We start from the raw sequence: 26,123 nt of genomic DNA on the forward strand, positions 1-26,123 counted from the left end.
TGGCGACAGGGTAACACACATCAGTCTGGCAAGAAAAAATGACAATTTATCTGTTTTGTGATCGCTATCATGCTTGCCAGCGCGCGGTGAATTGCTTATGGTCTTGATATATTGCTCTATTAGTAGGCAAAAGTTGTCAATAAATGCCGGGAAGGCGCAGCGTGTGCAGTCGCACGGAAGCAAGCAGTGGCGGAGGTATATCGTGTTAACGCGTGATTTCTTAATGAAAGCGGATTGTAAGACGGCTTTTGGTGCCATTGAGGAATCGTTACTGTGGTCCCCTGAGCAGCGTTCGGCGTCATTGGCCGCCACGCTCGCTTGTCGCCCAGACCAAAGTCCGGTATGGCTCTTTGGTTACGGTTCACTGATGTGGAACCCGGCTTTTGAATTTGAAGAGTCAGCCCCCGGCATGCTGGTGGGCTGGCATCGTGCATTTTGCCTGCGGTTGACGGCGGGGCGTGGAACCGCCTGCCGTCCTGGACGTATGCTCGCGCTTAAAGAGGGCGGCAGAACAACCGGGCTGGCTTACCGGTTGCCGGAGGCTGGCCTGGAAGACGAGCTGACGCTGGTCTGGAAGCGGGAGATGATTACCGGCTGCTATTTGCCAACCTGGTGCAAACTGGAGTTGGACGATGGGCGGACGGTCAACGCTCTGGTGTTCATTATGGACCCGCGTCACCCGCTTTATGAGGCGGATACCCGGGCAGAAACCATCGCGCCGCTGATCGCTTCTGCCAGCGGGCCGCTGGGCACCAATGCTCAGTATCTTTTTTCGCTCGAGCAGGAAATGAAAAAGCACGGGATGAAGGACGATTGTATGTCCGAACTGGCAAACCAGGTGCGGGCCTGGCTGAGCGGGCATGAGGATAACAGCGGGCTGCAGCCCGGTTTTGCATAGTAAGAAAAAGGCCACCGAAAGGTGGCCTCAGTGTTTTATGCCGGAACAAAACTGATGGAGTGTTCCAGCGACTGGGTATGACTGTCGATCAGCACCTTCCAGGTCCCGCTGTAGGGCACGGCGATATAGGCCGACTGGCGATTTTGTACGCTTAGCACGTCGGCCTCCGCGCTACCGCGCCTGTCTGAGTCGCACATCAAATGGATATGACAGTTATTCGAACAGCGAACCACCACGGTATCGCCACCAAAAAGTTTTAGACTGGCTTTTACTACTGGCATTTTTCACTCCACTCCCGCATCAAACATGGCCTTTTGGCCCCCAAAGGTGCTGTCCTGGTTCGTGATGTTGTTCACAAATCACTCGTGGCATCACACCAGAGCCGAGAGGGGTAAATGCTGATGTTGATCAAAAAATGCCGCAACGATTAAACAATAATCATATTGTGCCTGAAACCTTTCAGCTGGCGGGCGTTTCGTTGGCAAACGTCCGCCCGCGCACCATTAAATACGGAAATGCCCCGCGGTTTCCGCTAACTCTCCAGCCTGGCTTTGCAATGCACCCGCCGCCGCCGCAGATTCCACTACCAGTTCAGCATTCTGCTGTACCATATTGTCCAGATGGGTCACCGCGTGATTAATCTCCTGAATCCCTTTCATCTGTTCATCGGTTGAGAGGGTTATCTCGCGCATGATGACCAAAACGCTGCCGACGCTTTGTTCTATTTTATCCATCGCCTCACCGGCCTGGCGCACGTAAAGCGAGCCATCGGCAACGCTTGCGGTGGTGGAGTCGATCAGGCTTTTGATCTCCTTCGCCGCCTGTGCGCTGCGGCTGGCGAGGTTGCGTACTTCGCCAGCGACTACGGCAAATCCCCGGCCTTGTTCACCGGCGCGGGCGGCCTCAACGGCGGCATTTAGCGCCAGGATGTTGGTCTGGAAAGCGATGCTGTCAATGACGCCGGTAATATCGCCAATCTTGCCGGAGGCCAGCTCAATGGCCTGCATGGTGGTAATGACCTTCGAGACCACTTCACCCCCGCGTTCAGCGGCTTCACCGGCGCTGTGGGCCTGAGTGTTGGCCTGAGCGGCAGAAGCCGTAGAATTTGCGACAGAGGCTGTGATCTGCTCTACGGCGCTGGCTGTTTCTCGCAGGCTGGAGGCGGCCCGCTCGGTGCGGGCAGAAAGCTCCTGATTGCCTGCAGCAATTTCATTGGCGGCGACTTTCACCGAGGCGCTTGAATCCCTGAGCTGGGTCATGACTACGCCCAACTTGTCGCTGAAGGCGTTAAAGGCGTGGGCGATTTCCGTCACTTCATCGTGACCCGTTTCCGGCAACCGCTGAGATAAATCATTTGTGCCGTTGCTGATGGCGCGCATCCCGTCGCGAATCGTCCCGAGGCGGCTCATCACCTTGCTAATCAGCAGATGCACAATTGCACCAGAAATCAGCACCAACACCAGCAGGGCGATGGCGGAAGCCTTCAGTAAAGCGCGCATCCCGGAGGTGGCATCATGTTCGTCGAGGGCAACGACCAGATACCAATGCGTGCCGCTAATCGGCGTAGCCATCAGCTGTTTGCTTTGCCCGCTGATTATGCCGACGGCGCGATGTGTATCGCCGAGTAACTGAGGTAAATCAGCCTGTTGAACGGCATCAGAAAAGGCTTTCAGCGTCAGGGTCGGATCCTGAGCGGCAATCAATGTTCCATCGCTGTTGATTAGCAGCCCGCTGCTGGCGGGCGTAGGGTTAATGCTGCGCACGTTCACCACCACGCTGTCCATCGCCACATCCCCCGCGACGACGGCTTTAAGGCTGCCATTTTGCTTAATGGGCACGGCAAAAGTCACGACCAGCTTACCGGTACCGGCATCCACGTAAGGGGCGGTGACGACGGGAGCGTCGTCTTTCACCACCTGCTGATACCACGGGCGCCCGGTAGGGTCGAAGTCGGCCGGTACCCCCGTTGGGTCAGAGAATTTTGCGGTTTTATTCGCATAGCCCACGTAGATATTGGTGAAGCCGCCGGCTTTGGCCAGTTGTGTGAAGACCGGGATGGGATCTTCGCTCAGCGCGGTGTTTTCCAGGGAGCTAACGATCGCCATTTTACCGCTGACCCAGTCGCCGATAGCGACGGAATGGCTCAGGCTGGTGCTGGTTAGTGTGTCGGTGATGGCACGTTGGTTATCGCGGCTGGTGACGGCGTAATTAATGAAGGTGTTGAGACATAGAGCTGAGACCAGGCAAATTGCCGTGACTAAAAGAAGACGTGTACGAAGAGATTTAACCATAATTATTATCCTGCTGCTGTGTTGTCCTAAGCAAAATATCGGCAACAAATGCAGGTAACTTGATGGCGCGGGAGAGGGTATAAGCAAATAATATTCCCGCGCTGAAATAATTAGAAAGTGAGGGTTTTGTCCGACGCTAACGTCCATTCGGCAAGTTCAACCAGCGTGCCGATGGCAACGCCTTCAATGAGCGGCAGGCTGGTGATCCCGCGTCCGTCGGTACAGGTTTTACAGAGCTTCACCGGCACACCTTGCGCGGTGAGAATCTCGAGCATCTGCTGAATGTTGTATCCCTCGGCTGGCTTCTGACCGCGCAGGCCAGCGGTCACCGCATCGGACATCAGAAACAGTTTTACTTCTGGCTGCGGCTCCTGGTCACGTAGGGCGATGGCCAGCCGCAAACTGTTAAAAAGCGATTCGCTGCCGTACGCCGCCCCGTTGGCAATAATGACTATCTTCTGCATGGGTTTCTCCTTGATGATAACGCTGAGCGTGAGAAGCAGTGTATCGCCCTGAGTTATCGCTGGGTATGATTTGTGCCCGGAAAAGCAGGATTAATCCTGGAGTCGTACATGCATGTGTCCCCGGTGGGTTAAGAGCAAAACCAGTGTGTTATCATTAATCAATGCGTAGATTTGCCGTTCCGCTTTTAACCTTGTGTTGTTTGCTCCCTCGTCCGGGAGGGGCAATGAGTACCTCAGACAACGTTGTTCCCGCGGCCCCAAACCCTTTCTCTTCTCCCGCTGATGACCTGCCGAACATGGGCCTTGCGCCTGAAACCGATGCTGCCGCGCGCAGGATTGCCGCAATGGCGAAGAAGTTTGGCGAAGACAGCATGGTGGACAACGGGCTGGATACCGGCGAGCAGGCGCGACTGTTCGCTTTTACCAGCCTGAGAGATTTACTGGCCGACAAAGTGACCGATGAAACCCAGGCTTTGCTTTCTCCCTGGGGCAAAGCCAGCGTCAATTTGCGGGTGGATGAACACGGGAGCTGGAAGGGTAGCAATGGTTCGCTTTTCACGCCCTGGCAGGACAACAGCCGCTATCTGACCTGGAGCCAGCTCGGCTTTAGCCAGCAAAAATACGGCACCACCGGTAACCTCGGGCTGGGGCAGCGCTGGGTCGCCGGAAGCTGGCTACTGGGCTACAACTCGTTCTACGATAATCAGCTGACTACGCAGCTACAGCGGGCGGGATTTGGCGCCGAAGCCTGGGGCGAATACCTGCGGCTTTCGGCCAATTATTACCAGCCGCTGAACGGCTGGCGCGGGCAAACCGACACGCTTGAGCAGCGCCTGGCCCGGGGCTATGACGTCACGGCGCAGGCCTGGCTGCCGTTTTATCGGCATATTGCGACCAGTCTCAGCTTCGAACAATACTTTGGTGACAACGTCACACTCTTCGACAGCGATAGCGGATACCGAAACCCAGTCGCGGTGACGATGGGCATTAACTATACGCCCGTGCCGCTGATCACGCTCACGGCCCAGCACAAGCAGGGTGAAAGCGGCGTCGCGCAGGAAAATCTGGGGCTCAAGCTGAATTATCGTTTCGGGGTGCCGCTGCAGAAGCAGCTCTCGGCGGACGAAGTGGCCGCGACCAGCTCCCTGCGCGGCAGCCGCTACGATAGCGTTGAGCGCGAGTCCGCGCCCGTGATGCAGTTCCGCCAGCGTAAAACGTTGTCAGTATTCCTTGCCACGCCGCCGTGGCAGCTGCAGCCGGGAGAAACGGTTTTGCTTAAGCTGCAGGTGAAAGCGACGCATGGCATCCGGCGGCTGGTATGGCAGGGAGATACCCAGGTGCTCAGCCTGACGCCGCCGGCACGGCCGCTCAGCACCGACGGCTGGAGCATTATTTTGCCTGCGTGGCAGGCAGGTGCCGCAAATGAATATCACCTGTCGGTCACCGTGGAAGACGAAAAGGGGCAGCGCGTCTCGTCGAATGAGATTGTGCTCCAGCCTGCCGCACCGCTGCTGATTGCCCCCGAAAGTGACCCGCGTTACTCCTTGCTGCCGGAGGAGTAACCGGCGCTAAAAAATACGATCCTGGTGAACCCAAACGGCCGCTTCCACTCGGGACTTGAGCTTCATTTTCTTCAGCAGATGTTTGACGTGCACTTTCACCGTACTTTCGGTGATGTCCAGGCGACGGGCGATCATCTTGTTCGGCAGCCCCTGGGCTATCAGCTTCAGGATATCGCGTTCCCGCGGAGTAAGCTGATTGACGTCACGGTCTGAGGTTGCACGGTTGGCCCGCAGGCTGGCCGCCAGCACCGGGGTCAGCGCTTCGCTGAGTACCATTTCTCCCGCTGCGGCCTGCTGCAGGGCTTTGAGCAAATCTTCCGGCTCCATGTCTTTCAGCAAATAGCCATCCGCACCGCGCTTAAGGGCGGTGACCACATCTTCTTCATGGTTCGAAACGGTAAACACCACAATGCGTCCTGACAGCGCTTTTTCGCGCAGGCAGTCGAGCGTTTCCAGCCCGTTCATGCCCGGCATGTTCAGGTCGAGCAGGATCAGGTCTGGGTCGAGCGCTTCAGCAAGCTGCACGCCCTGTTCGCCGCTGCCGGCCTCTCCGACGACGGCCAGCTCTGGCGCCATGCTGATCAGCTGCTTAACGCCGGTACGCATCATGGGATGATCGTCTATCAGCAAAATGGTTGCTGCTTCCTGATGACTCATTCTTCGCTCCTTATTACGGAAGAAAGCGGTGCTTCGGGGATAAAATTGACGACCACTTCGGTGCCGCCGCAGGGACGAGGGCGAACCTGGCAGTCACCCTGCAAGGTTTGGGCGCGGTCGCGCATGATAATAAGGCCGTAATGGTTGCTGCGCTCGCCGCTGCCGGAAATACCGCGCCCGTTGTCCCACACCGTAAGGCGTACCTGATTTCCGTGGCGGGTAACGCTGATACCGCAGGCGCTGGCTTCCGCGTGTTTCAGGCTGTTGTTCAGCGCTTCACGCGCAATCTGCACCAAATGAATGGCCTGATGAGAAGGCACTAAGCGTGGCGGGAGCTGGTAGTCCAGTGCCACCGGGAAGCCAAGTTTGTCGCTGAACTCCTGGCAACTGGCCTCAAGCGCCGGGCGCAAACCAGGCTCGGTGAGCTTAAGGCGGAAGGTGGTCAGCAATTCTCTCAGCTGCCGCCAGGAGGTGTTCAACTCGCCGCGTATTTGCTCCAGCAGCGTCCGGCTCTCCTCCGGCAGCGTTTTGCCCTGCATTTGCAGGCAGCTGACCTGCATCTTCATACAGGAAAGCGACTGGGCGATGGAGTCATGCAATTCCCTGGCAATGGCAGATCGCTCCTCCATCACCACTAACTGCTGCTGGTGTTCATACTGACGCTCCATGGCGAGCGTGGCGGTGAGCTGCTCCATTAGCGTGGCAATAAGCTGCAGCTGGTCTTCGGTCAGCGTTTTGCCCAACGGAAGCTGGGCCAGCACCAGACCGTAATGAAGATGGTTATCGGTGAGGCGCCATTTCAGCGTGGTGGTGTCCTGCGGCAGCGCTGCCCCGGCATCCGGGCACAGCTGGCAGCCCCGGGCATCGCAGTGCGCGTCCGGCTGGAACGTGTATTCCTGATAATTCTCTTCATCTTCGTACTCGTACACCCGCAGCACGATCCCCAGTAGCGGGGTTAAAACCTGGAGTTCGCTCAGTACAGGGGAAATCCGCTGGCACAGCGGAGCCTGCGCGTGCAGGCGGCGGTTAGCCTCGTAGAGGAAGGTGAGCATCTGGTTTTTTTGCTCAAGCCCGGCGGTTTTCTCCCGGACCCGCCGCTCGAGCACGGCGTAGCTTTGCGCCAGCTCGCTGGACATGCTGTTAAGCGCGCTCCCAAGCGTGGCCATTTCGTCGCGGCCGCGAAAATTCACCCGTTGGGTGAAGTCTCGCTGACCAATGGCGGTGGCCATCGCCAGTAGCTGACGCCACGGGCGGAGTAATCTTTTGCGTAACCAAATCAGGGTAAAGACGATCAACAGCCCGAGTAACACCGCCATACCCTGCTGCAGCAAAATCACGTGATGCAGACGCATCTCGGTGGTGCGGTCGAAGGAGCTGACCAGTTCATCAATGCTGGCGACAAAATGGGCGACGGTGGGTTTTACCTGCTGCGGCGTTTGGGCGGCAATCAGCGCGGGTTCAAGCGTGCTGCGCCAGTAATCTTGTAGCTGTTGAAGCCTGGCCTGCTGCCCGTCGCGCTCGGCGGCAAGGCGGAGATCGTCGCTCCATGTGGTTTGCTCCATTTCTCGCAGCAGCATCTTGTCCTGCTCTGTCAGCGGAATGGCCGCCAGCAGGCGGTAGCTCTGCATGCGCATGGAGCCCGTTTTGTTGATCGCGTGGGCATTGCCCGAAATCCCCTGGGCCAGCCAGCCGGCCATCGCCATTCCCACCACGCTTAACATCGCCAGCAGCATGACAACCAGCGCGAGCTGATTGACCAGCGAAAGGGGAGAAAACAGGCGTTTTAGCATTGGCAAACGGGCTCCTGAGTGGGAAAGGTGACGAGTGGCGCTATTTTCAGTCAACAGCTGGAGTATACCCATACCTCCAAAGGATTACCCCCAAATTTCCAGAGGTGGCAGGGCAATGGGAACGGTCTGCAGCAAGTCCCGCAGGGTTGTGATAAATCACGTTATTTTTTTGCCAGAAGATTACTCACAAAGAATGAGGGGGCTTTTTTGCTCGCCGGAGAGATAGATTATCCCTTGATTTACATCAACTAATCTCGACACAGGAACCCTAAGGTTGCGGCATTTACTCACACGAAATGAGGTGTTTATGTCACAGTCTCCCGTTCCCGAGAAGCCGTCGGGCGCACTGATTACCGACTGGCGGCCGGAAGACCCGCAGTTCTGGCAGCAAAAAGGTCATAGGATCGCCAGCCGCAACCTGTGGATTTCCGTCCCAAGCCTGCTGCTGGCCTTCTGCGTCTGGATGCTGTTCAGCGCGGTGGCGGTGAATTTGAATAAGGTCGGCTTTACCTTCACCACCGATCAGCTGTTTATGCTCACGGCGTTACCTTCCGTTTCCGGCGCGCTGCTGCGCGTCCCGTATTCGTTCATGGTGCCGGTCTTTGGCGGCCGCCGCTGGACGGCGTTCAGCACGGGGATCTTGATTATTCCGTGCGTCTGGCTGGGCTTTGCCGTGCAGGACACCAGCACCTCGTTTAACACCTTCATCTGTATCTCTCTGCTGTGCGGCTTTGCCGGGGCGAACTTTGCCTCCAGCATGGCAAACATCAGCTTCTTCTTCCCGAAGGCAAAGCAGGGCGGCGCGCTGGGGATTAACGGCGGGCTGGGGAATATGGGCGTGAGCGTGATGCAGCTGGTGGCCCCGCTGGTTATCTCCCTGTCGATGTTTGCCGTTTTTGGTGGCAAAGGCGTGGCACAGGGCGACGGCACGATGCTGTTCCTGGAAAATGCCGCGTGGATCTGGGTGCCGTTTCTGGCGGTATTCACCTTAGCGGCCTGGTTCGGAATGAACGATCTCTCGGCGTCGAAAGCGTCCCTGCGTGAACAGCTGCCGGTGCTTAAACGCGGCCATCTTTGGATTCTGGGGCTGCTTTATCTGGCGACATTCGGCTCGTTCATCGGCTTTTCTGCCGGGTTTGCGATGCTGTCTAAAACCCAGTTCCCGGACGTCAACATTTTGCACTTTGCTTTCTTTGGCCCGCTGTTTGGCGCCCTGGCTCGTTCTGCCGGTGGAGCGATTTCTGACCGTTGGGGCGGCACACGCGTTTCGCTGTATAACTTTATCCTGATGGCCATTTTCAGCGCGCTGCTGTTCACCACGCTGCCAGCTAATGGTCAGGGCGGGAACTTCATCGCCTTCTTCGGCGTGTTCCTGATGCTGTTCCTGACGGCGGGGCTGGGCAGTGGCTCGACCTTCCAGATGATTTCCGTGATTTTCCGTAAGCTGACAATGGACAGAGTAAAAGCCGCCGGTGGCAGCGATGAAGTCGCCCTGCGCGAGGCCGCCACGGATACCGCCGCAGCGCTGGGCTTTATTTCGGCCATTGGCGCCATCGGCGGGTTCTTTATCCCTAAAGCTTTCGGCACCTCCCTGGCGCTGACCGGCTCGCCTGCCGGGGCGATGAAGCTGTTCCTCGTCTTTTACATTGTGTGTGTGGTTATTACCTGGGCCGTTTATGGCCGGAAATCCTCTCGCTAATGCATTGACCTTTTTGGTTATCCCTTTGCGCGGCTTCGTCCGCGCTTTTTTTTGCCCGTTACGTTTTCAGCGCTGGTTAATTCGCCGCCTACCCCTTAATACCCAAACCCGGCTTGTTGCTACCCCTTCCCCGATAGGTTTTTATTTTTTTGCATTTATATTCAGCTAGTTAGTGATCATTAAAGCCTTACACTTTGGTGGTAGTGGCCGCCGGGCGACCAAAAACCACACCAGAAGCAGTTGATCGTTATCAAAAATCCCCAGCTTTCGAGGCGTTACCGTCTCGGGCATCAAGCAATGTCGATTTCACCAGAAGAGCCACCAGGCTCCACATCAGGAGTATCCCGATGAGCAAGTTCCTCGACCGGTTTCGTTATTTCAGGCAGAAGGGAGAAACCTTCGCCAATGGACACGGCCAGCTACTCGATACCAATCGCGACTGGGAAGAAGGGTATCGCCAGCGCTGGCAGCATGACAAAGTGGTGCGCTCCACGCATGGCGTGAACTGTACCGGCTCCTGCAGCTGGAAGATTTATGTCAAAAGCGGCCTGGTGACCTGGGAAACCCAGCAAACGGACTACCCGCGTACCCGCCCGGATATGCCGAACCACGAACCTCGCGGCTGCCCGCGCGGGGCAAGCTACTCATGGTATCTCTACAGCGCCAACCGCCTGAAGTACCCGCAGATGCGTAAACGTCTGATCAAGCTGTGGCGCGAAGCGAAAACGCAGCATAACGATCCGGTTGAAGCCTGGGCATCGATCATTAACGATCCCGACAAAGCCAAAAGTTACAAACAGGCTCGTGGCCGCGGGGGATTTGTTCGTTCGACCTGGGAAGAGGTTAACGAGCTGATCGCGGCGGCGAACGTCTATACCGCAAAAACCTACGGCCCGGACCGCATCACCGGCTTCTCGCCGATCCCGGCCATGTCGATGGTTTCTTACGCCGCAGGCACCCGCTATCTGTCGCTTATCGGCGGCACCTGCATGAGCTTCTACGACTGGTACTGCGACCTGCCGCCAGCGTCTCCGCAAACCTGGGGCGAGCAGACTGACGTACCGGAGTCCGCGGACTGGTACAACGCCGGTTACATCATCGCCTGGGGCTCTAACGTTCCGCAGACGCGTACCCCGGACGCCCACTTCTTCACCGAAGTCCGCTACAAAGGCACCAAAACGGTTGCCGTCACGCCGGACTATGCGGAAATCTCCAAGCTGTGCGACCAGTGGCTGGCGCCGAAGCAGGGGACGGATGCCGCGGTGGCGATGGCGATGGGCCACGTTATGCTGCGCGAGTTCCATCTCGACAAACCAAGCCAGTACTTCACCGACTACGTTCGTCGCTACACCGATATGCCGATGCTGGTGACGCTGGAAGCCCGTGACGGCTTCTATGCCCCGGCGAATTTGCTGCGTGCGGCAGACCTGGTCGACAGTCTCGGCCAGGAAAATAATCCGCAGTGGAAAACCGTGGCGCTGGCCGATCGGTCCGGCGAGCTGGTTGCACCTAACGGATCCATTGGCTTCCGCTGGGGTGAAAAAGGCAAGTGGAACCTCGAGCAGCGTGACGGCAGCACCGGGGAAGAAACCGCGCTGCGCCTGAGCCTGCTGGGCAGCCATGATGAAGTTGCCGAGGTGGGCTTCCCGTACTTTGGCGGTGAGAGCACCGAGCATTTCGACAACGTCAAACTGAAGGACGTACTGCTGCATAAGCTGCCGGTTAAACGCCTGCAGCTGGCGGACGGCTCAAGCGTGCTGGTGGCAACGGTCTACGATCTCACCCTGGCCAACTACGGTCTGGATCGCGGCCTGAACGATGATAACTGCGCCAGCAGCTACGATGAAATGAAGGCCTATACACCAGCCTGGGCTGAGCAGATCACCGGCGTGCCTCGCCAGGATATCGTGCGCATTGCCCGTGAGTTCGCGGATAACGCGGACAAAACTCACGGCCGCTCGATGATTATCGTTGGCGCGGGTGTGAACCACTGGTTCCATATGGATATGGCCTACCGCGGGCTGATCAATATGCTGATCTTCTGCGGCAGCATCGGGCAGAGCGGCGGCGGCTGGGGCCACTACGTCGGTCAGGAAAAACTGCGTCCGCAGACCGGCTGGATGCCGCTGGCGTTTGCCCTCGACTGGCAGCGCCCGCCGCGCCACATGAACAGCACCTCCTACTTCTATAACCACTCCAGCCAGTGGCGCTACGAGACGGTGACGGCGGATGAGTTCCTGTCGCCGCTGGCGGATAAGTCCCGCTACACCGGCCACCTGATCGACTTCAACGTGCGCGCCGAACGCATGGGCTGGCTGCCGTCTGCGCCGCAGCTTGGCACTAACCCGCTGCGCATTGCTGACCGGGCAAAAGAGGCCGGAATGTCGCCGGTGGATTACACCGTTGAACAACTTAAATCCGGCGGCATCCGCTTTGCGGCGGAGCAGCCGGACTCCGGCTATAACCACCCGCGCAACATGTTTATCTGGCGCTCGAACCTGCTGGGCTCTTCCGGGAAGGGGCATGAATTTATGCTCAAATACCTGCTGGGCACCGAGCACGGCATTCAGGGGAAAGATCTGGGCCAGGAAGGCGGGCTGATGCCGGAGGAGGTGGAATGGGTCGATAACGGCCTGGACGGCAAGCTGGATCTGGTGGTCACCCTGGACTTCCGCCTGTCGAGCACCTGCCTGTATTCCGACATTGTGCTGCCGACCGCCACCTGGTATGAGAAAGAAGATCTGAATACCTCGGATATGCATCCGTTTATTCACCCGTTCTCCGCCGCCGTCGATCCTTGCTGGGAGTCGAAGAGCGATTGGGAAATCTACAAAGGTATTGCGAAGAAGTTCTCGGAAGTTTGCGTCGGGCACCTCGGCAAAGAGACCGATGTTGTGACGCTGCCGATTCAGCACGACTCCGCCGCTGAACTGGCTCAGCCGTATGGCGTCATGGACTGGAAGAAAGGCGAATGTGACCTGATCCCGGGCAAAACCGCGCCGCACATTATCGCCGTCGAGCGCGACTATCCGGCGACGTACGAACGCTTTACCTCCGTAGGGCCGTTGTTGGAAAAAATGGGCAACGGCGGGAAAGGCATTAGCTGGAATACCGAAAAAGAAGTCGAGTTCCTGCGCAAGCTCAACTACGTGAAGACCGACGGCCCGGCTAAAGGCCAGCCTATGATCAACACGGCCATTGATGCCGCCGAGGTTGTGCTCAGCCTGGCGCCGGAAACCAACGGCCAGGTGGCGGTGAAAGCCTGGGCCGCGCTCGGTGAATTTACCGGTCGCGATCACACGCACCTCGCATTGCCGAAAGAAGAAGAGAAGATTCGCTTCCGCGACATTCAGGTTCAGCCGCGCAAAATTATCTCCAGCCCGACCTGGTCTGGTCTGGAAGACGAACATGTGTCCTATAACGCGGGCTATACCAACGTTCACGAGCTGATCCCGTGGCGTACCCTGTCCGGCCGCCAGCAGCTTTATCAGGATCATCAGTGGATGCGCGACTTTGGCGAGAGCCTGGTGGTGTACCGTCCGCCGATTGATACCCGTTCCGTCGAAGGCATGATGGGCCACAAGTCCAACGGCAACCCGGAAAAAGCGCTTAACTTCCTGACGCCGCACCAGAAGTGGGGCATCCACTCCACCTACAGCGACAACTTGTTGATGCTAACACTGGGGCGTGGTGGCCCGATTATCTGGCTGTGTGAAGCGGACGCGAAGGAAATCGGCATCGCCGATAACGACTGGGTTGAAGTGTTTAACAAAAACGGGGCGCTGACGGCGCGTGCGGTAGTGAGCCAGCGCGTCCCGGCCGGGATGACGATGATGTATCACGCGCAGGAACGCATCATGAACCTGCCGGGCTCTGAAATCACCGGCCAGCGCGGCGGCATTCATAACTCGGTGACCCGCATCACGCTGAAGCCAACCCACATGATTGGCGGCTACGCCCAGCTGGCCTACAGCTTTAACTATTACGGCACGGTCGGCTCTAACCGCGATGAGTTCGTGGTGGTTCGCAAAATGAAAGAGATTAACTGGTTAGACGGCGAAGGCAATGACCAGGTACAGGAGAGCGTAAAATGAAAATTCGTTCACAAATTGGCATGGTGCTGAATCTGGACAAATGCATCGGCTGCCATACCTGCTCGGTGACCTGCAAAAACGTCTGGACCAGCCGCGAAGGAACGGAGTACGCGTGGTTTAACAACGTGGAAACCAAGCCTGGCCTGGGCTACCCAAACGACTGGGAAAACCAGGACAAATGGAAGGGGGGCTGGATCCGCAAAATCAACGGCAAGCTGCAGCCCCGCATGGGCAACCGCGCGATGCTGCTGGGTAAAATCTTCGCTAACCCGCATTTACCGGGGATCGATGATTATTACGAGCCGTTTGACTACGACTACCAGAACCTGCACACCGCGCCGGAGGGCAGCAAAGCGCAGCCCGTGGCCCGGCCTCGCTCGCTGATTACCGGCCAGCGGATGAACAAAATCGAAGCTGGTCCGAACTGGGAAGAGCTGCTTGGCGGCGAATTTGAAAAACGCGCGCAGGACCAGAACTTCGTCAATATGCAAAAGGCGATGTACGGCCAGTTCGAAAACACCTTCATGATGTACCTGCCGCGCCTGTGCGAGCACTGCCTGAACCCGGCCTGCGTCGCCACCTGTCCGAGCGGGGCCATCTACAAGCGCGAAGAAGACGGCATTGTGCTGATTGATCAGGATAAATGCCGCGGCTGGCGGATGTGCATCACCGGCTGCCCGTACAAAAAAATCTACTTCAACTGGAAAAGCGGCAAGTCCGAGAAGTGCATCTTCTGCTACCCGCGCATTGAAGCGGGGATGCCGACGGTCTGCTCAGAAACCTGTGTAGGACGTATTCGCTACCTCGGCGTGCTGCTGTATGACGCCGATGCGATTGAGCAGGCGGCCAGCACGGAAAACGAGAAAGATCTGTATCAGCGCCAGCTGGACGTATTCCTGGATCCGAACGATCCGGCGGTCATTGCGCAAGCGCTGAAAGACGGTATCCCGCAGGGAGTTATTACGGCGGCTCAGCAGTCGCCGGTGTACAAAATGGCGATGGACTGGAAGCTGGCTCTGCCGCTGCACCCGGAATATCGCACGCTGCCGATGGTCTGGTACGTGCCGCCGCTGTCGCCGATTCAGTCCGCGAGCGATGCGGGCCAGCTGCCGCACACCGGCATTCTGCCTGACGTCGAAAGCCTGCGTATTCCGGTGGAGTACCTGGCCAACCTGCTGACCGCCGGGGACACTGCGCCGGTGCTGCGGGCGCTGAAGCGCATGATGGCGATGCGTCACTACAAACGTGCTGAAACCGTTGAAGGCGTGATCGACACGCGCGCGCTGGAAGAGGTGGGGCTAACCGAAGCTCAGGCGCAGGAGATGTACCGCTACCTGGCTATCGCTAACTACGAAGATCGTTTTGTGGTGCCGACCAGCCATCGCGAACTGGCTGAGAACTCTTTCCCTGAGCACAGCGGCTGTGGCTTTAGCTTTGGCGACGGCTGTCACGGCAGCGACACCAAATTCAATCTGTTCAACAGCCGTCGGATTGACGCTATCGACGTCTCGAGCAAAACGGAGCCGCATCCATGATTGAACTACTGATTATCTCCCGCCTGCTGGAGTACCCGGATGCTGCCCTGTGGCAGCATCATCAGGAGCTGCATGAGGCGCTGGCCCAAAGCGAGACATTGACGGAAATGCAGCGCGCCAGTCTGGATGGGTTTATCGACTCACTCTGCCAGCGGGAGCTGCTGGACGCGCAATCCAGCTACAGCGAGCTATTCGACCGGGGCAGAGCCACTTCGCTGTTGCTCTTCGAGCACGTTCACGGTGAATCGCGCGATCGGGGCCAGGCGATGGTTAACCTGATGAACCAGTATCAGCAGGCCGGCCTGGAAATTGACAGCCGCGAACTGCCGGACCATCTGCCGCTTTATCTGGAATACCTGTCCCAGCGCACGCGGGCAGAAGCGCAGGGCGGGCTGCAGGACATCGCGCCGATCCTGGCTTTGCTCAGCGCGCGTCTGAAACAGCGTGAGAGCGACTATGCGCTGCTCTTCGATCTGCTGATTGCTCTGGCTGAAAGCGACGTCAACGTCGAAACGGTCCGCCAGCAAATTGCTAACGAAGCGCGCGACGACACGCCTCAGGCGCTGGATGCGGTGTGGGAAGAGGAGCAGGTGAAATTCATGGCCGATGACAGCTGCGGAGAGACTGACATTACCGCACACCAGCGCCGTTTTGCCGGGGCGGTGGCTCCGCAGTACCTGAATATAGCAGGAGGGAAATAATGCATTTTCTCAACGTCTTCTTCTTTGATATCTACCCGTACCTTTGCGGTGCCGTGTTCCTGATTGGCAGCTGGCTGCGCTATGACTACGGGCAGTACACCTGGCGCGCAGCGTCCAGCCAGATGCTGGATCGCAAGGGCATGAACCTGGCCTCAAATCTGTTTCATTTCGGTATTCTTGGGATCTTTGCCGGGCACTTCCTTGGCATGCTGACGCCGCACTGGATGTACGAGGCGTTTTTGCCGCTAGAAATTAAACAGAAAATGGCCATGTTTGCCGGGGGAGCCAGCGGCGTGATGACGCTGGTGGGCGGCCTGCTGCTGCTGAAGCGTCGCCTGTTCAGCCCACGCGTTCGCGCTACCACCACAGGGGCCGATATCCTGATCCTTAGCCTGCTGATGCTCCAGTGTGCGCTGGGCCTCGGCACTATTCCGTTCTCCGCCCAGCATATGGACGGCAGCGAAATGATGAAGCTGGTGAACTGGGCGCAGCACGTGGTCACCTTCCGCGGTGGCGCATCTGACTACCTCGACGGCGTGGCGTTTATTTTCCGCGTTCATCTGGTGCTGGGCATGACGCTGTTCCTGCTGTTCCCGTTCTCGCGCCTCGTGCATATCTGGAGCGCGCCGGTGGAATACCTGACGCGCAAATACCAGATTGTTCGCGCTCGCCGCTAGTCTGCATGAACGATCACAAGCCCGGTTTATGCCGGGCTTTTTACACGATAAACAAATTTGTTTTTTCGAATATGAAAGTTGACTTTAACGCCGTGAGCTTTACTATGGCAGCGTCTTTTCAAGAGATCTCACCATGACTGCCCTGACGCCTTTACAGCTTTTTAAACATTTATCGGAAGAAACCCGGCTGGCTATCACTCTGCTGCTAAGAGCGAAAAGCGAGCTTTGCGTCTGCGAACTAACTGCTGTGCTGGACCTGCCGCAGCCTAAGGTCTCCCGGCATTTGGCGATGCTGCGCGAGGGCGGTTTGCTGCAGGACAGAAGAGAGGGGAAATGGGTTTATTATCGCCTTTCACCCCACATGCCCGCGTGGGCGGCGGCGGTCATTGAGCAGGCCTGGCAAAGCCAGGGCCATGAAGTGCTGGAGCGTTTGAAACGCATAGAGACTAGCGGGGCTATGGCACTTTGCCAGTAAAAAAATTTAACTAAACACATTCGTTTTTTCACATATGATGGCGTTGTTTTACTGAAGCGGGAGTGAACATGTTTTTAGCAGGAACGCTATTTCTTCATGGCAATCGGCGCCCGTGAACTGCTGCGCAAAAACGTTGAGCCTTATGAAGTTTTAGGGCTGGAGAAAGGGCAATTCAGCGAGGAGCGACTCATTGCGTTGATGGTGCAGTACCCGCTGTTAATTAACCGCCCGATTGTGGTGACTGAACGGGGGACGAGACTTTGCCGCCCTTCGGAACGCGTGCTGGATATCCTGCCTGAAGGGCAGCAGGGTGCGTTCAGTAAAGAGGACGGCGAGCCGGTTGTGGATGAGCAGGGCCAGCGCTTGAAACCGTAAAACCCGCTTGAAACCCTGAGGGGAAGGGTTCACAATACTTCGCAAGGTGATGGCGTTCCACCTTCCCCCAACCGCCTCGTTCAGAGGCTGATGACGCCTGGTATGACTCTTTTAATCCAAGAGGCATGTCAGGCTGGTCAACGTTTACCCCCCGGCTCTGCATGCTTCCCTTAACGGGGCTCGAGCCATGATACATGTTATTGGTCACCTTCATCCCGACAGCGATGCCGTTTGCAGCGCCGTGATGGTTGCTCGCTGGTTAACGCTGCGGGGCCGCACGGCACAGGCGTGGCGCTGCGGCGAGGTTAACCGTGAAACTGAACTGATTTTCTCCCGTGCCGCACTTCCTCTGCCCGGGCTTCTCTCGTCTTCTCTGAGCAACAAAGACATCTGGCTGGTGGATTTTAACGAGCCAGGGCAAGGGCCAGACTCGCTTATCACCGGCAATATTGTTGGGATCATCGATCATCACCGTTTGGGCGGGCTGATTACCCGGTTGCCGCCGGAGGTGTGCATCAAACCCGTAGGCAGCACGGCCACGGTGATCTGGCAGCTTATGGACGCCCGACTTCGGGCCGGGATCTCTGCCAGCGAGGCTATTTTGCTCCTGGGCGCGCTGCTCAGTGACACCGTCGCGCTACGTTCGCCCACGACCACACCTGAGGATAGGCTGGCGGCGGATGGGCTGGCCGGGCGCATCGGTATCGATTATGAAGAGTTTATTGCCGACCTGCTCACGGCCAAGACCTCTGTGGCCGGGCTGAGCGCGAGGGAGCTGCTGCACAAAGATCTCAAGCGTTTTGACATCAATGGTGTTCGGCTAAAAATTGCGCAGCTGGAACTCTACTCTCTAACGCAACTTGCTCCTCAACTGGATGCTCTGCTGGAAGAAATGAATCTGCATGCGGTCGACGCCGATGTCGATCTTGTCGTGTTGATGGTGACCGATATTAATGCTTGTGCATCTGAACTCTATTTCTCCACCTCTTCATTGATGCCTGGGGCGCAGCCCCGCGTGATGCCGGGCATGATGAGCCGCAAAAAACAGCTTCTCCCCTGGCTGCAAAGCCAGCTCAATCCCGCCAGGAGCCCGCTATGAACCTCTACTCCCACGTTCTCGTACTTATTCAGGGCAAGACCGACGGACAGGTGCTGATTCAACATGCCGCTCGCCTTGCCGGGGCGCTGCCCGTCCAAATCACCCTCGTCCACATCAGCGAAGACTACCGGGAGATGAATTACGTCTCCGATGCGCGAATGGATGACAACGTTTCTGCCGACCTGATTCAGGCGAAAGCGTTGTTTAGCGAGCTGGTGCGCTCGGTCAACGTGCCGGTAAAAACGCGGGAGCTGGTGACGTTGAACCGCTTTGAAGACGTTGAAAAATGCATTTCTTCACTGGATGTGGACCTGGTGCTGGCCGGGCACCGCAACCGCTGGCTGGGGCAGATCGCTTCTGACTCGATGCAATACGTCAATCATCTGAATGTTGACGTGCTGATTAAACATATCGATGGCAAAAAATGAGGTAATCACCATGAATTTTACGCTGGATAAAATAGTTGCTCGTGAAATTTTGGATTCTCGTGGGAACCCGACCGTTGAAGTTGATGCTTATACCACAGAGGGTGTTATGGCCCGGGCCTCGGTTCCGTCCGGTGCCAGCACCGGTTCAAGGGAGGCCATTGAGCGACGGGATGGCGATAAACAGCGCTACAACGGCAAGGGGGTGCAGAACGCAGTGCATTCGATCAATACCGAAATTCATCAGGCGCTTGCGGGCGTTGATGCCCGTGAACAGCGGCGGGTGGATAATATTCTGCTGGCGCTGGACGGCACGGAAAACAAGGCACGGTTGGGGGCTAACGCCATTCTCGGTGTTTCTTTGGCCGCCGCGCGGCTTGCAGCTCAGGTAACCGGCCAGCCGCTGTTTCGCTATCTCGGTGGGCTGAGGGCGAACCTGCTGCCGGTTCCCTGCATGAATATTGTTAACGGCGGGGTGCATGCCCGGGGGCAGGGAGCGGATTTTCAGGAGTTTATGATTGCGCCGCATGGTGCGGCCAGCCTGACCGAAGCCGTGCGCCAGGGGAGCGAAGTCTACCAGGCGCTTCGCCAGATCCTGCTGGATAACAATCTTTCTGCAGCCGTGGGTGACGAAGGCGGATTTGCCCCGGCGGTGTCCTCTAATAAACAACCTTTGCAGTTTATCGTGCAGGCGATTGAGAAAGCGGGCTACCGGCCAGGGGAAGATATCAGCATCTGTATCGATCCCGCTTCCAGCGAATTCTATACCGAGGGTAAATACCACCTAAGAACGGAAAAAAGCACGCTTAGCGCCGAAGAGATGACGAGCTATTATGCCGAGCTGCTGGGCCAGTTTCCTGTTGTGCTGCTTGAAGATGGGCTGGCCGAGAATGACTGGGCAGGCTGGAAGCACCTGAACCAAAAATTGGGCAACAGGGTTGAGCTGGTGGGGGACGATCTGTTCGTCACTAACGTGAAATACATCCGACGTGGCATAGAAGAGAACCTGGCTAACGCGGCGCTGATCAAGCTGAACCAGATAGGCACCCTGAGCGAAACCTTTGACGCGGTGGCACTTTGCCAGCAGCACGGCTGGGGAACGTTCATTTCGCACCGCAGCGGTGAAACGACGGACAGCTTTATTGCCGACATGACGGTTGCCCTGCGTGCGGGGCACCTGAAAACCGGCGCGCCTTGTCGGGGCGAAAGGGTAGAAAAATATAATCAGTTGATGCGAATTGAACAGGCGCTAGGCGCAGATGCACATTTTGCCGGACGTAGCGCTTTTATTCATGAAAGATAAAAGCAAAGTTCTTATTTAACAACACTGTATCGTTTAGATTTTTTTGAGGGAAATATGGTTAAACCACTGTTTGCAGTTATTGTTGGCGGCTCGGCTGGGTGCGTTATTCGCTGGCTCCTTGCGTTACGTCTGAATGGCCTTTTCCCTCATTTGCCCCTCGGTACGCTGGCGGTCAACCTGTTGGCCGGGTTGATTATCGGTGGTGCTATGGCTTTCTTTCTGCGTCAGCCGCAGCTCGATCCCGGCTGGAAGTTGTTGATTACCACCGGCCTGTGCGGCGGCATGAGTACTTTTTCAACGTTCTCTGTTGAGCTGTTTTCGCTGCTGCAGGGGGGGAATTATGCTTGGGCGATGGCGTCCGTTTTCGCTCACGTACTGGGTTCACTGTTAATGACCGCTGTCGGTTTCTTTGTCATAAATGCCGTGATGTAATCGGGCTGTACAACTGGCGGGCCTGAGTTTGGCTCGCCTTTTTTATTCTTAGAGAACAACAGAGAATGGCGTTTTATAAGAGTATTAACCCGGGTGCCAGGAATAGGGAGGCAGAGGAAGGATGACCGCACAAGTGCGTTCTCACTGACGTGAGTCGAACCTTAATCGAAGCTTCTCGTCCTCCCCCAATGGGAATCTGGATGATTGTGCGAGTTCTGAAGTTGGGATTTGTTCTGGAAGATGGTGGTGGGGGAAGGATGACCGCACAAGTGCGTTCTCACTAACGTGAGTCGAACCTTAATCGAAGCTTCTCATCCTTCCCCAATGGGAATCTGGATGATTGTGCGAGTTCTGAAGTTGGGATTTGTTCTGGAAGATGGTGGCGGGGGAAGGATGACCGCACAAGTGCGTTCTCACTGACGTGAGTCGAACCTTAATCGAAGCTTCTCGTCCTTCCCCAACGGGGATCTGGAAGATGGTGTAAGCTTCTGGGTTTGGATTTATTCAGGAAGATGGTGGCGGGGGAAGGATTCGAACCTTCGAAGTCGATGACGGCAGATTTACAGTCTGCTCCCTTTGGCCGCTCGGGAACCCCGCCAGGGGTTAATGCTTTGAACTTTGAGATGGTGGTGGGGGAAGGATTATTCGTCGCTTCACTCCTCACCCTTCGGGCCGCTGCTTTAGCAGCGTTATCTCGCTTTCGCTCGATTTGAACCTTGGTCGAAGATTCTCACCCTTCCCGATAAGTGAAAACTTTGTCTCATCTCATCGGTATTACCACATCGCTGTGGTGAATAATGGTGGTGGGGGAAGGATTCGAACCTTCGAAGTCGATGACGGCAGATTTACAGTCTGCTCCCTTTGGCCGCTCGGGAACCCCACCACGGGGTAATGCTTGTTACTGGCCTGCTTCGCTGTGGAAGCGGGGCGCATCATATCAAATGAAGCGCCGCTGTAAAGCATTCACTTGAGGAAAATGAATCGTTTGCCGTTTTTTTACGCTGAGCGCCGCAAAGCTAACCAATTCATTTTCTGGGTGATTAGAGAATAATCGTACGGTTGCCGTAAACGAAGACTCGCTGGGCCAGCACTTCGTAGAGCGCCCGGCTTAGCACATTTTTCTCTACGTCACGCCCGGCACGCATCATGTCGTCGGCGGTGTAGGTGTGATCGACGTGGATCACGTCCTGCATGATGATCGGGCCTTCGTCCAGATTATCATTAACGTAATGCGCGGTGGCGCCGATAATTTTCACGCCGCGTTCGTAGGCCTGGTGATAAGGGCGTGCGCCGATAAACGCCGGCAGGAACGAGTGATGGATGTTGATTATCTGGTTCGGGAAGCGGGCGACAAACTCAGGCGTCAATACGCGCATGTATTTGGCCAGCACGACGTAGTCTGGTTTATGTGCTTCGATAGCATCGGCCATTTGCATGTCGTGCTCTTCGCGCGTCATCCCTTCGTGGCTGACTAACTGGAACGGAATGTCGAAACGCTCCACTAAGGTACGTAGGGTTTCGTGATTGCCGATGACGGCAGCGATTTCTACGTCCAGGCCGCCATAGGTGGATTTCATCAGCAAATCGCCGAGGCAATGGGCTTCTTTGGTGACCAGAATTACAATGCGACGGCGGCCCGCAGGCGTCAATTCACGAATTGAGCCTTCCGGCAGCGCGCTGTCCAGGTCGGCCATCAGCGTGGTGTCGTTAAAAATGCCTTCAAGCTCGGTACGCATAAAGAAGCGGCCGGTACGATGATCGACAAATTCGTTGTTCTGAACAATATTGAGTTCGTGTTTGTAGCAAATGTTAGTGATTCGCGCGATGAGACCCTTCTGATCGGGGCAGATTGTGCGGAGAACTTTACGTTGTAATGCCTGCATGAAGAGATAAATCCTGTTGAACGGTGTTTGCGAAACAATAATGCTGTTATGCGGCGAAGGCTATCATCCGCAGCATTTTTTATATTTTTTTCCAGAACCGCAAGGGCAGGGGTCATTACGACCGAACTGCGGGCGGAGGCCGTCGATATAGTACCATTGACCGCTTTCCCTGACGAAACGAGAGCGTTCGATTATCGCGCTTTGCTTACCGTTTTCCTGAAAACGGGCAGCAAAGCTGACAAATCCTTCGTTGGCATCTTTGCCTTCGGCTTCCTCATATATCGTCAGGCCGAGCCATTCCGTGTCGCCGAAGCCGCTGGATATTTCTGATTTTAACGACGGACGGCGGCAGCTCTCATGCCAGCTTGCAACAAGATAATCCGCATCCTGTTTCACAAAAGCGGTGTAACGAGAGCGCATAAGCTGTGACGGGCGTTGCGGATGCTGGGCCGCGCTTAGGTAAGGCTGGCAACATAAGCTATACTCCAAACCGCTGCCACAGGGACAAAGTTGCAACATAATATCTCCAGGAAAAAATAAACGACGCCAATAATACGACGGCAGCACTTATGTTAACTGAGCGGTGGCGTTGGCGTCACGGAGTGATTACCGGGGAAGATTGACCGAGGCGTGATGAGACAGGTAAAGATCGGCCTGGCATTAGGGTCGGGTGCGGCCAAAGGATGGGCGCACATTGGCGTTATCAATGCGTTAAAAAAAGCAGGGATTCAGATTGATATCGTGGCAGGGTGTTCCGTCGGCGCGCTGGTCGGTGCCGCCTATGCCAGCCAGCGGTTGCCGGTGATGGAGCGATGGGTGCGATCATTCAGCTACTGGGATGTCCTGCGTCTGATGGATCTTTCCTGGCGTCGCGGCGGGCTGCTCCGCGGTGAACGCGTGTTTAACAATATTCGCAAAATCATTCCAGAAACCGCTATTGAGGGCTGTGGCATGAGATTTGGTGCCGTGGCCACCAACCTGAGTACCGGGCGAGAGCTGTGGTTTACCGACGGCGACCTCCATCAGGCTATTCGCGCTTCCTGCAGCATGCCGGGGCTGCTGTCTCCCGTTGCGCACAATGGTTACTGGCTGGTGGATGGCGCTATTGTTAATCCGGTGCCGATTTCGCTCACTCGTGCGCTGGGGGCGGATATCGTCATTGCGGTCGACTTGCAGCACGATGCGCACCTGATGCAGCAGGATCTGCTGTCGGTGAATATGACGCCTGCCGGGGAGGACAATCTGGCGCAGCCTGCGTCCTGGCGCAGTCGTTTACGGGAGCGTCTGGGAAAAATGACCCACCGCCGGGCCAATGTTACGCCGACGGCGATGGAAATTATGACCACCTCGATTCAGGTGCTGGAAAACCGCCTCAAGCGTAACCGCATGGCGGGCGATCCTCCCGATATTCTTCTGCAGCCCTTTTGCCCGCAAATTTCCACCCTCGATTTTCATCGCGCGTCCGAAGCTATCGCGGCAGGCTACCTTGCGGTTGAGAAAAAAATGGATGAGCTACTGCCGCTGGTTCGTACTCATGATTAAGTTAATACTTAACCCGTTTCTGACAGGCGCTCGTTGCGATACCGTGCCACTATTGAAATATTGCCAGGCAGAGGAAAGCGCATGAGTTACCCGCTGGAAGGAAAGCAGATCCTCATTGTTGAAGACGAGCCCGTTTTCCGCTCTCTGCTGGACAGCTATTTGACGTCGCTTGGCGCGGGCACGCTGCTTGCCTGGGACGGAATGGATGCGCTTGAGAAGCTAGAGCAATTTACGCCGGATCTGCTGATTTGTGACCTGGCGATGCCACGAATGAATGGCCTTGAACTGGTGGAGCATATCCGTAACGAAGGTAATCAAACGCCCATTTTAGTTATTTCAGCGACGGAAAATATGTCTGATATAGCCCAGGCTTTACGGCTCGGTGTGCAGGATGTGTTGCTGAAACCCATTAAAGATCTTAATCGATTAAAAGAGACCGTATTGTCCTGTATCTACCCCACAATGTTTAATTCCCGGGTAGAGGAGGAGGAGCGGCTGTTTCAGGATTGGGATGCGCTGGCACGGGATCCTCAGGCTGCATCGAAGCTGCTGCAAGAACTGCAGCCGCCGGTCCAGCAGGTTATGTCGCGCTGCCGAATAAATTATCGCCAGTTAATTGCCGTCGATCAGCCTGGTCTGGTGCTCGATATTGCGCCACTTTCAGATAATGATCTGGCTTTTTATTGTTTAGACGTTACCCGTGCTGGCGATAACGGTGTATTAGCCGCGCTGTTGCTCAGAGCGTTATTCAACGGATTATTACAGGAACAACTTTCGCATCAGGGCCAGCGTTTACCTGAACTGGGTAATTTACTAAAACAGGTCAATCAACTATTGCGTCAGGCAAACCTGAACGGACAATTTCCGCTCATTGTGGGTTATTATCACAGCGGATTAAAAAACCTCATTCTGGTCTCCGCCGGGCTTAATGCCACATTAAATACCGGCGAGCACCAAATCCAGGTCAGCAACGGCGTTCCGTTGGGGACGCTGGGCAATGCCTACCTCAATCAAATCAGCCAGCGGTGCGAAGCCTGGCAATGCCAGGTGTGGGGCTCCGGTGGGCGTTTACGGCTGATGTTGTCTGCAGAATAAACAACGGAACAACTGATTACATTTAGCTTTTTTCCTGGAACCCCGGCGGTGGTAATATCGCGACCAACCTAATCGTATTTGTCTTAAATTAGCCGCTGCCGGAGTAAACGGGGGGCGGTTTTCGTTTTTAAGCTGATATACTCAACCGCGTTTTTAAATTGACGACAAGTGTGAAACTTGAACAGTCCTGGAGGTTTTTTCAATGGCTGCCATTAATTCTAAAGTAAGAAAAGCTGTTATCCCGGTAGCGGGGTTGGGAACGCGTATGTTGCCGGCAACAAAGGCAATTCCAAAAGAGATGCTGCCGCTGGTTGATAAACCGCTGATTCAGTATGTCGTTAATGAGTGTATCGCTGCCGGTATTACCGAGATTGTGCTGGTTACCCACTCTTCTAAAAATTCCATCGAGAACCACTTCGACACCAGTTTTGAACTGGAAGCCATGCTTGAGAAGCGCGTTAAGCGTCAGCTTCTGGAAGAAGTGCAGTCTATTTGCCCGCCGCACGTCACCATTATGCAGGTGCGTCAGGGGCTGGCGAAAGGGCTGGGCCACGCCGTGATGTGCGCACATCCTGTCGTCGGTGATGAGCCGGTTGCGGTGATCCTGCCGGACGTGATTCTGGATGAGTTCGAATCCGACCTTTCTCAGGACAACCTGGCCGAAATGATCCGCCGCTTTGACGAAACCGGACACAGCCAAATCATGGTTGAACCTGTTGCGGATGTAACCGCTTATGGCGTGGTTGACTGCAAAGGCGCTGCGCTTTCTGCGGGCGACAGCGTGCCAATGGTCGGGATTGTTGAGAAACCTAAAGCTGACGTTGCGCCATCCAATCTGGCCGTTGTCGGACGCTATGTGCTGAGCGCGGATATCTGGCCGCTGCTGGCGAAAACCCCTCCAGGTGCCGGGGATGAAATTCAGCTCACCGATTCTATCGCCATGCTGATGGAAAAAGAGACCGTTGAAGCCTACCACATGAAAGGCGTGAGCCACGACTGCGGCAACAAGCTGGGCTATATGCAGGCGTTTGTTGAGTACGGTATTCGTCATAACACGCTGGGTGCAGACTTTAAAACCTGGCTTGAAGCCACCGTTGGCGCGAAGAAATAAGTTAATTCAACGCAG

Annotated in this window: 22 protein-coding genes, 2 tRNA genes, 1 other RNA gene, 1 pseudogene and 1 riboswitch; of the genes and pseudogenes, 16 read left to right on the forward strand and 10 right to left on the reverse strand. The window is 56.2% G+C overall.

Going from position 1 to position 26,123, the window contains the following annotated elements:
* The first annotated feature begins 202 nt into the window (after positions 1–202).
* A complete protein-coding gene (locus tag F3J28_RS04790; protein ID WP_008454197.1) occupies positions 203–898 on the forward strand; it encodes a gamma-glutamylcyclotransferase in 696 nt (231 codons plus the stop codon).
* A 35-nt stretch (positions 899–933) separates the two neighbouring features.
* Here F3J28_RS04790 and F3J28_RS04795 read toward each other — a convergent pair whose 3' ends face one another.
* From F3J28_RS04795 to F3J28_RS04805, 3 genes are all read right to left on the reverse strand, one after another.
* Positions 934–1,179: a DUF1883 domain-containing protein gene (locus tag F3J28_RS04795; RefSeq protein WP_008454200.1), complete on the reverse strand. Its 246-nt coding sequence runs from the start codon at positions 1,177–1,179 to the stop codon at positions 934–936.
* Positions 1,180–1,401: 222 nt separating this feature from the next.
* The gene (locus F3J28_RS04800; protein WP_166873275.1) at positions 1,402–3,189 is read right to left on the reverse strand and encodes a methyl-accepting chemotaxis protein; all 1,788 of its coding nucleotides are present in this window, start codon (positions 3,187–3,189) and stop codon (positions 1,402–1,404) included.
* 110 nt (positions 3,190–3,299) lie between these two features.
* Positions 3,300–3,653: a DsrE/DsrF/TusD sulfur relay family protein gene (locus tag F3J28_RS04805; protein ID WP_166873277.1), complete on the reverse strand. Its 354-nt coding sequence runs from the start codon at positions 3,651–3,653 to the stop codon at positions 3,300–3,302.
* 161 nt (positions 3,654–3,814) lie between these two features.
* Between F3J28_RS04805 and F3J28_RS04810 the strand changes: the two genes are divergently transcribed.
* Entirely contained in the window at positions 3,815–5,215 is a 1,401-nt protein-coding gene (locus F3J28_RS04810) for a YchO/YchP family invasin (protein ID WP_166873281.1), read from the forward strand.
* Between the two features lie 6 nt (positions 5,216–5,221).
* Here the strand turns inward: F3J28_RS04810 and narL are convergent, their stop codons facing one another.
* Both narL and narX read right to left on the reverse strand, forming a co-directional pair.
* Entirely contained in the window at positions 5,222–5,872 is a 651-nt protein-coding gene (gene narL / locus F3J28_RS04815; RefSeq protein WP_008454210.1) for a two-component system response regulator NarL, read from the reverse strand.
* Positions 5,869–7,662 carry a nitrate/nitrite two-component system sensor histidine kinase NarX gene (gene narX, locus F3J28_RS04820; RefSeq protein ID WP_166873284.1) on the reverse strand — a complete coding sequence of 598 codons (1,794 nt, stop codon included), beginning with the start codon at positions 7,660–7,662 and terminating at the stop codon, positions 5,869–5,871. Before narX ends, narL begins: the two co-directional genes overlap by 4 nt.
* A gap of 307 nt (positions 7,663–7,969) precedes the next feature.
* On the opposite strand from narX, the gene F3J28_RS04825 reads away from it, so the two are divergent.
* From F3J28_RS04825 to crcB, 11 genes and pseudogenes are all read left to right on the forward strand, one after another.
* Positions 7,970–9,361: a NarK family nitrate/nitrite MFS transporter gene (locus tag F3J28_RS04825; RefSeq protein WP_166873287.1), complete on the forward strand. Its 1,392-nt coding sequence runs from the start codon at positions 7,970–7,972 to the stop codon at positions 9,359–9,361.
* A gap of 347 nt (positions 9,362–9,708) precedes the next feature.
* Positions 9,709–13,455 carry a nitrate reductase subunit alpha gene (locus F3J28_RS04830; protein ID WP_166873290.1) on the forward strand — a complete coding sequence of 1,249 codons (3,747 nt, stop codon included), beginning with the start codon at positions 9,709–9,711 and terminating at the stop codon, positions 13,453–13,455.
* The gene (gene narH / locus F3J28_RS04835) at positions 13,452–14,990 is read left to right on the forward strand and encodes a nitrate reductase subunit beta (RefSeq protein ID WP_008454215.1); all 1,539 of its coding nucleotides are present in this window, start codon (positions 13,452–13,454) and stop codon (positions 14,988–14,990) included. The genes F3J28_RS04830 and narH overlap by 4 nt, the downstream gene beginning before the upstream one ends.
* Positions 14,987–15,691: a nitrate reductase molybdenum cofactor assembly chaperone gene (narJ, locus tag F3J28_RS04840; RefSeq protein WP_166873294.1), complete on the forward strand. Its 705-nt coding sequence runs from the start codon at positions 14,987–14,989 to the stop codon at positions 15,689–15,691. The genes narH and narJ overlap by 4 nt, the downstream gene beginning before the upstream one ends.
* Positions 15,691–16,368, forward strand: coding sequence for a respiratory nitrate reductase subunit gamma (gene narI / locus F3J28_RS04845; protein ID WP_008454218.1), 678 nt, complete (start codon positions 15,691–15,693; stop codon positions 16,366–16,368). Before narJ ends, narI begins: the two co-directional genes overlap by 1 nt.
* Before the next feature lie 133 nt (positions 16,369–16,501).
* Positions 16,502–16,843 carry a metalloregulator ArsR/SmtB family transcription factor gene (locus F3J28_RS04850; protein WP_166873296.1) on the forward strand — a complete coding sequence of 114 codons (342 nt, stop codon included), beginning with the start codon at positions 16,502–16,504 and terminating at the stop codon, positions 16,841–16,843.
* A gap of 96 nt (positions 16,844–16,939) precedes the next feature.
* A pseudogene (locus F3J28_RS04855) lies at positions 16,940–17,218 on the forward strand (ArsC/Spx/MgsR family protein); the annotation flags it as partial.
* Between the two features lie 36 nt (positions 17,219–17,254).
* A riboswitch (Fluoride riboswitch) is annotated at positions 17,255–17,325 on the forward strand.
* Positions 17,326–17,405: 80 nt separating this feature from the next.
* The gene (locus tag F3J28_RS04860) at positions 17,406–18,317 is read left to right on the forward strand and encodes a DHH family phosphoesterase (protein ID WP_166873302.1); all 912 of its coding nucleotides are present in this window, start codon (positions 17,406–17,408) and stop codon (positions 18,315–18,317) included.
* The gene (locus tag F3J28_RS04865) at positions 18,314–18,745 is read left to right on the forward strand and encodes a universal stress protein (protein WP_166873305.1); all 432 of its coding nucleotides are present in this window, start codon (positions 18,314–18,316) and stop codon (positions 18,743–18,745) included. The genes F3J28_RS04860 and F3J28_RS04865 overlap by 4 nt, the downstream gene beginning before the upstream one ends.
* A 10-nt stretch (positions 18,746–18,755) precedes the next feature.
* On the forward strand, positions 18,756–20,045 hold the full coding sequence (gene eno, locus F3J28_RS04870; RefSeq protein ID WP_166873309.1) for a phosphopyruvate hydratase: 1,290 nt from the start codon (positions 18,756–18,758) through the stop codon (positions 20,043–20,045).
* 54 nt (positions 20,046–20,099) lie between these two features.
* Positions 20,100–20,477 carry a fluoride efflux transporter CrcB gene (crcB, locus tag F3J28_RS04875; protein WP_008454228.1) on the forward strand — a complete coding sequence of 126 codons (378 nt, stop codon included), beginning with the start codon at positions 20,100–20,102 and terminating at the stop codon, positions 20,475–20,477.
* Positions 20,478–20,990: 513 nt separating this feature from the next.
* Here the strand turns inward: crcB and F3J28_RS04880 are convergent.
* The 5 genes from F3J28_RS04880 to F3J28_RS04900 form a co-directional block, all read right to left on the reverse strand.
* Positions 20,991–21,075, reverse strand: a tRNA-Tyr gene (locus F3J28_RS04880).
* 26 nt (positions 21,076–21,101) lie between these two features.
* Positions 21,102–21,232, reverse strand: a non-coding RNA gene (locus tag F3J28_RS04885) — RtT sRNA.
* 43 nt (positions 21,233–21,275) lie between these two features.
* Positions 21,276–21,360 (reverse strand) — tRNA-Tyr (locus tag F3J28_RS04890).
* Positions 21,361–21,517: 157 nt separating this feature from the next.
* Positions 21,518–22,360, reverse strand: a complete 843-nt coding sequence (purU, locus tag F3J28_RS04895) for a formyltetrahydrofolate deformylase (RefSeq protein ID WP_008454230.1) — start codon at positions 22,358–22,360, stop codon at positions 21,518–21,520.
* A gap of 63 nt (positions 22,361–22,423) precedes the next feature.
* Positions 22,424–22,879 carry a YchJ family protein gene (locus F3J28_RS04900; RefSeq protein ID WP_166873311.1) on the reverse strand — a complete coding sequence of 152 codons (456 nt, stop codon included), beginning with the start codon at positions 22,877–22,879 and terminating at the stop codon, positions 22,424–22,426.
* 114 nt (positions 22,880–22,993) lie between these two features.
* On the opposite strand from F3J28_RS04900, the gene rssA reads away from it, so the two are divergent.
* The 3 genes from rssA (at position 22,994) to galU (ending at position 26,108) form a co-directional block, all read left to right on the forward strand.
* Complete coding sequence (rssA, locus tag F3J28_RS04905; protein WP_166873314.1) at positions 22,994–23,902, forward strand: patatin-like phospholipase RssA; 909 nt, start codon at positions 22,994–22,996, stop codon at positions 23,900–23,902.
* A gap of 81 nt (positions 23,903–23,983) precedes the next feature.
* Positions 23,984–24,997 carry a two-component system response regulator RssB gene (gene rssB / locus F3J28_RS04910; RefSeq protein WP_166873317.1) on the forward strand — a complete coding sequence of 338 codons (1,014 nt, stop codon included), beginning with the start codon at positions 23,984–23,986 and terminating at the stop codon, positions 24,995–24,997.
* Positions 24,998–25,199: 202 nt separating this feature from the next.
* Positions 25,200–26,108: a UTP--glucose-1-phosphate uridylyltransferase GalU gene (gene galU, locus F3J28_RS04915; protein WP_008454237.1), complete on the forward strand. Its 909-nt coding sequence runs from the start codon at positions 25,200–25,202 to the stop codon at positions 26,106–26,108.
* Positions 26,109–26,123: the final 15 nt, after the last annotated feature.

This window comes from Enterobacter sp. Ap-1006 (genome assembly GCF_011752835.1).
Taxonomy (GTDB): domain Bacteria; phylum Pseudomonadota; class Gammaproteobacteria; order Enterobacterales; family Enterobacteriaceae; genus Cedecea.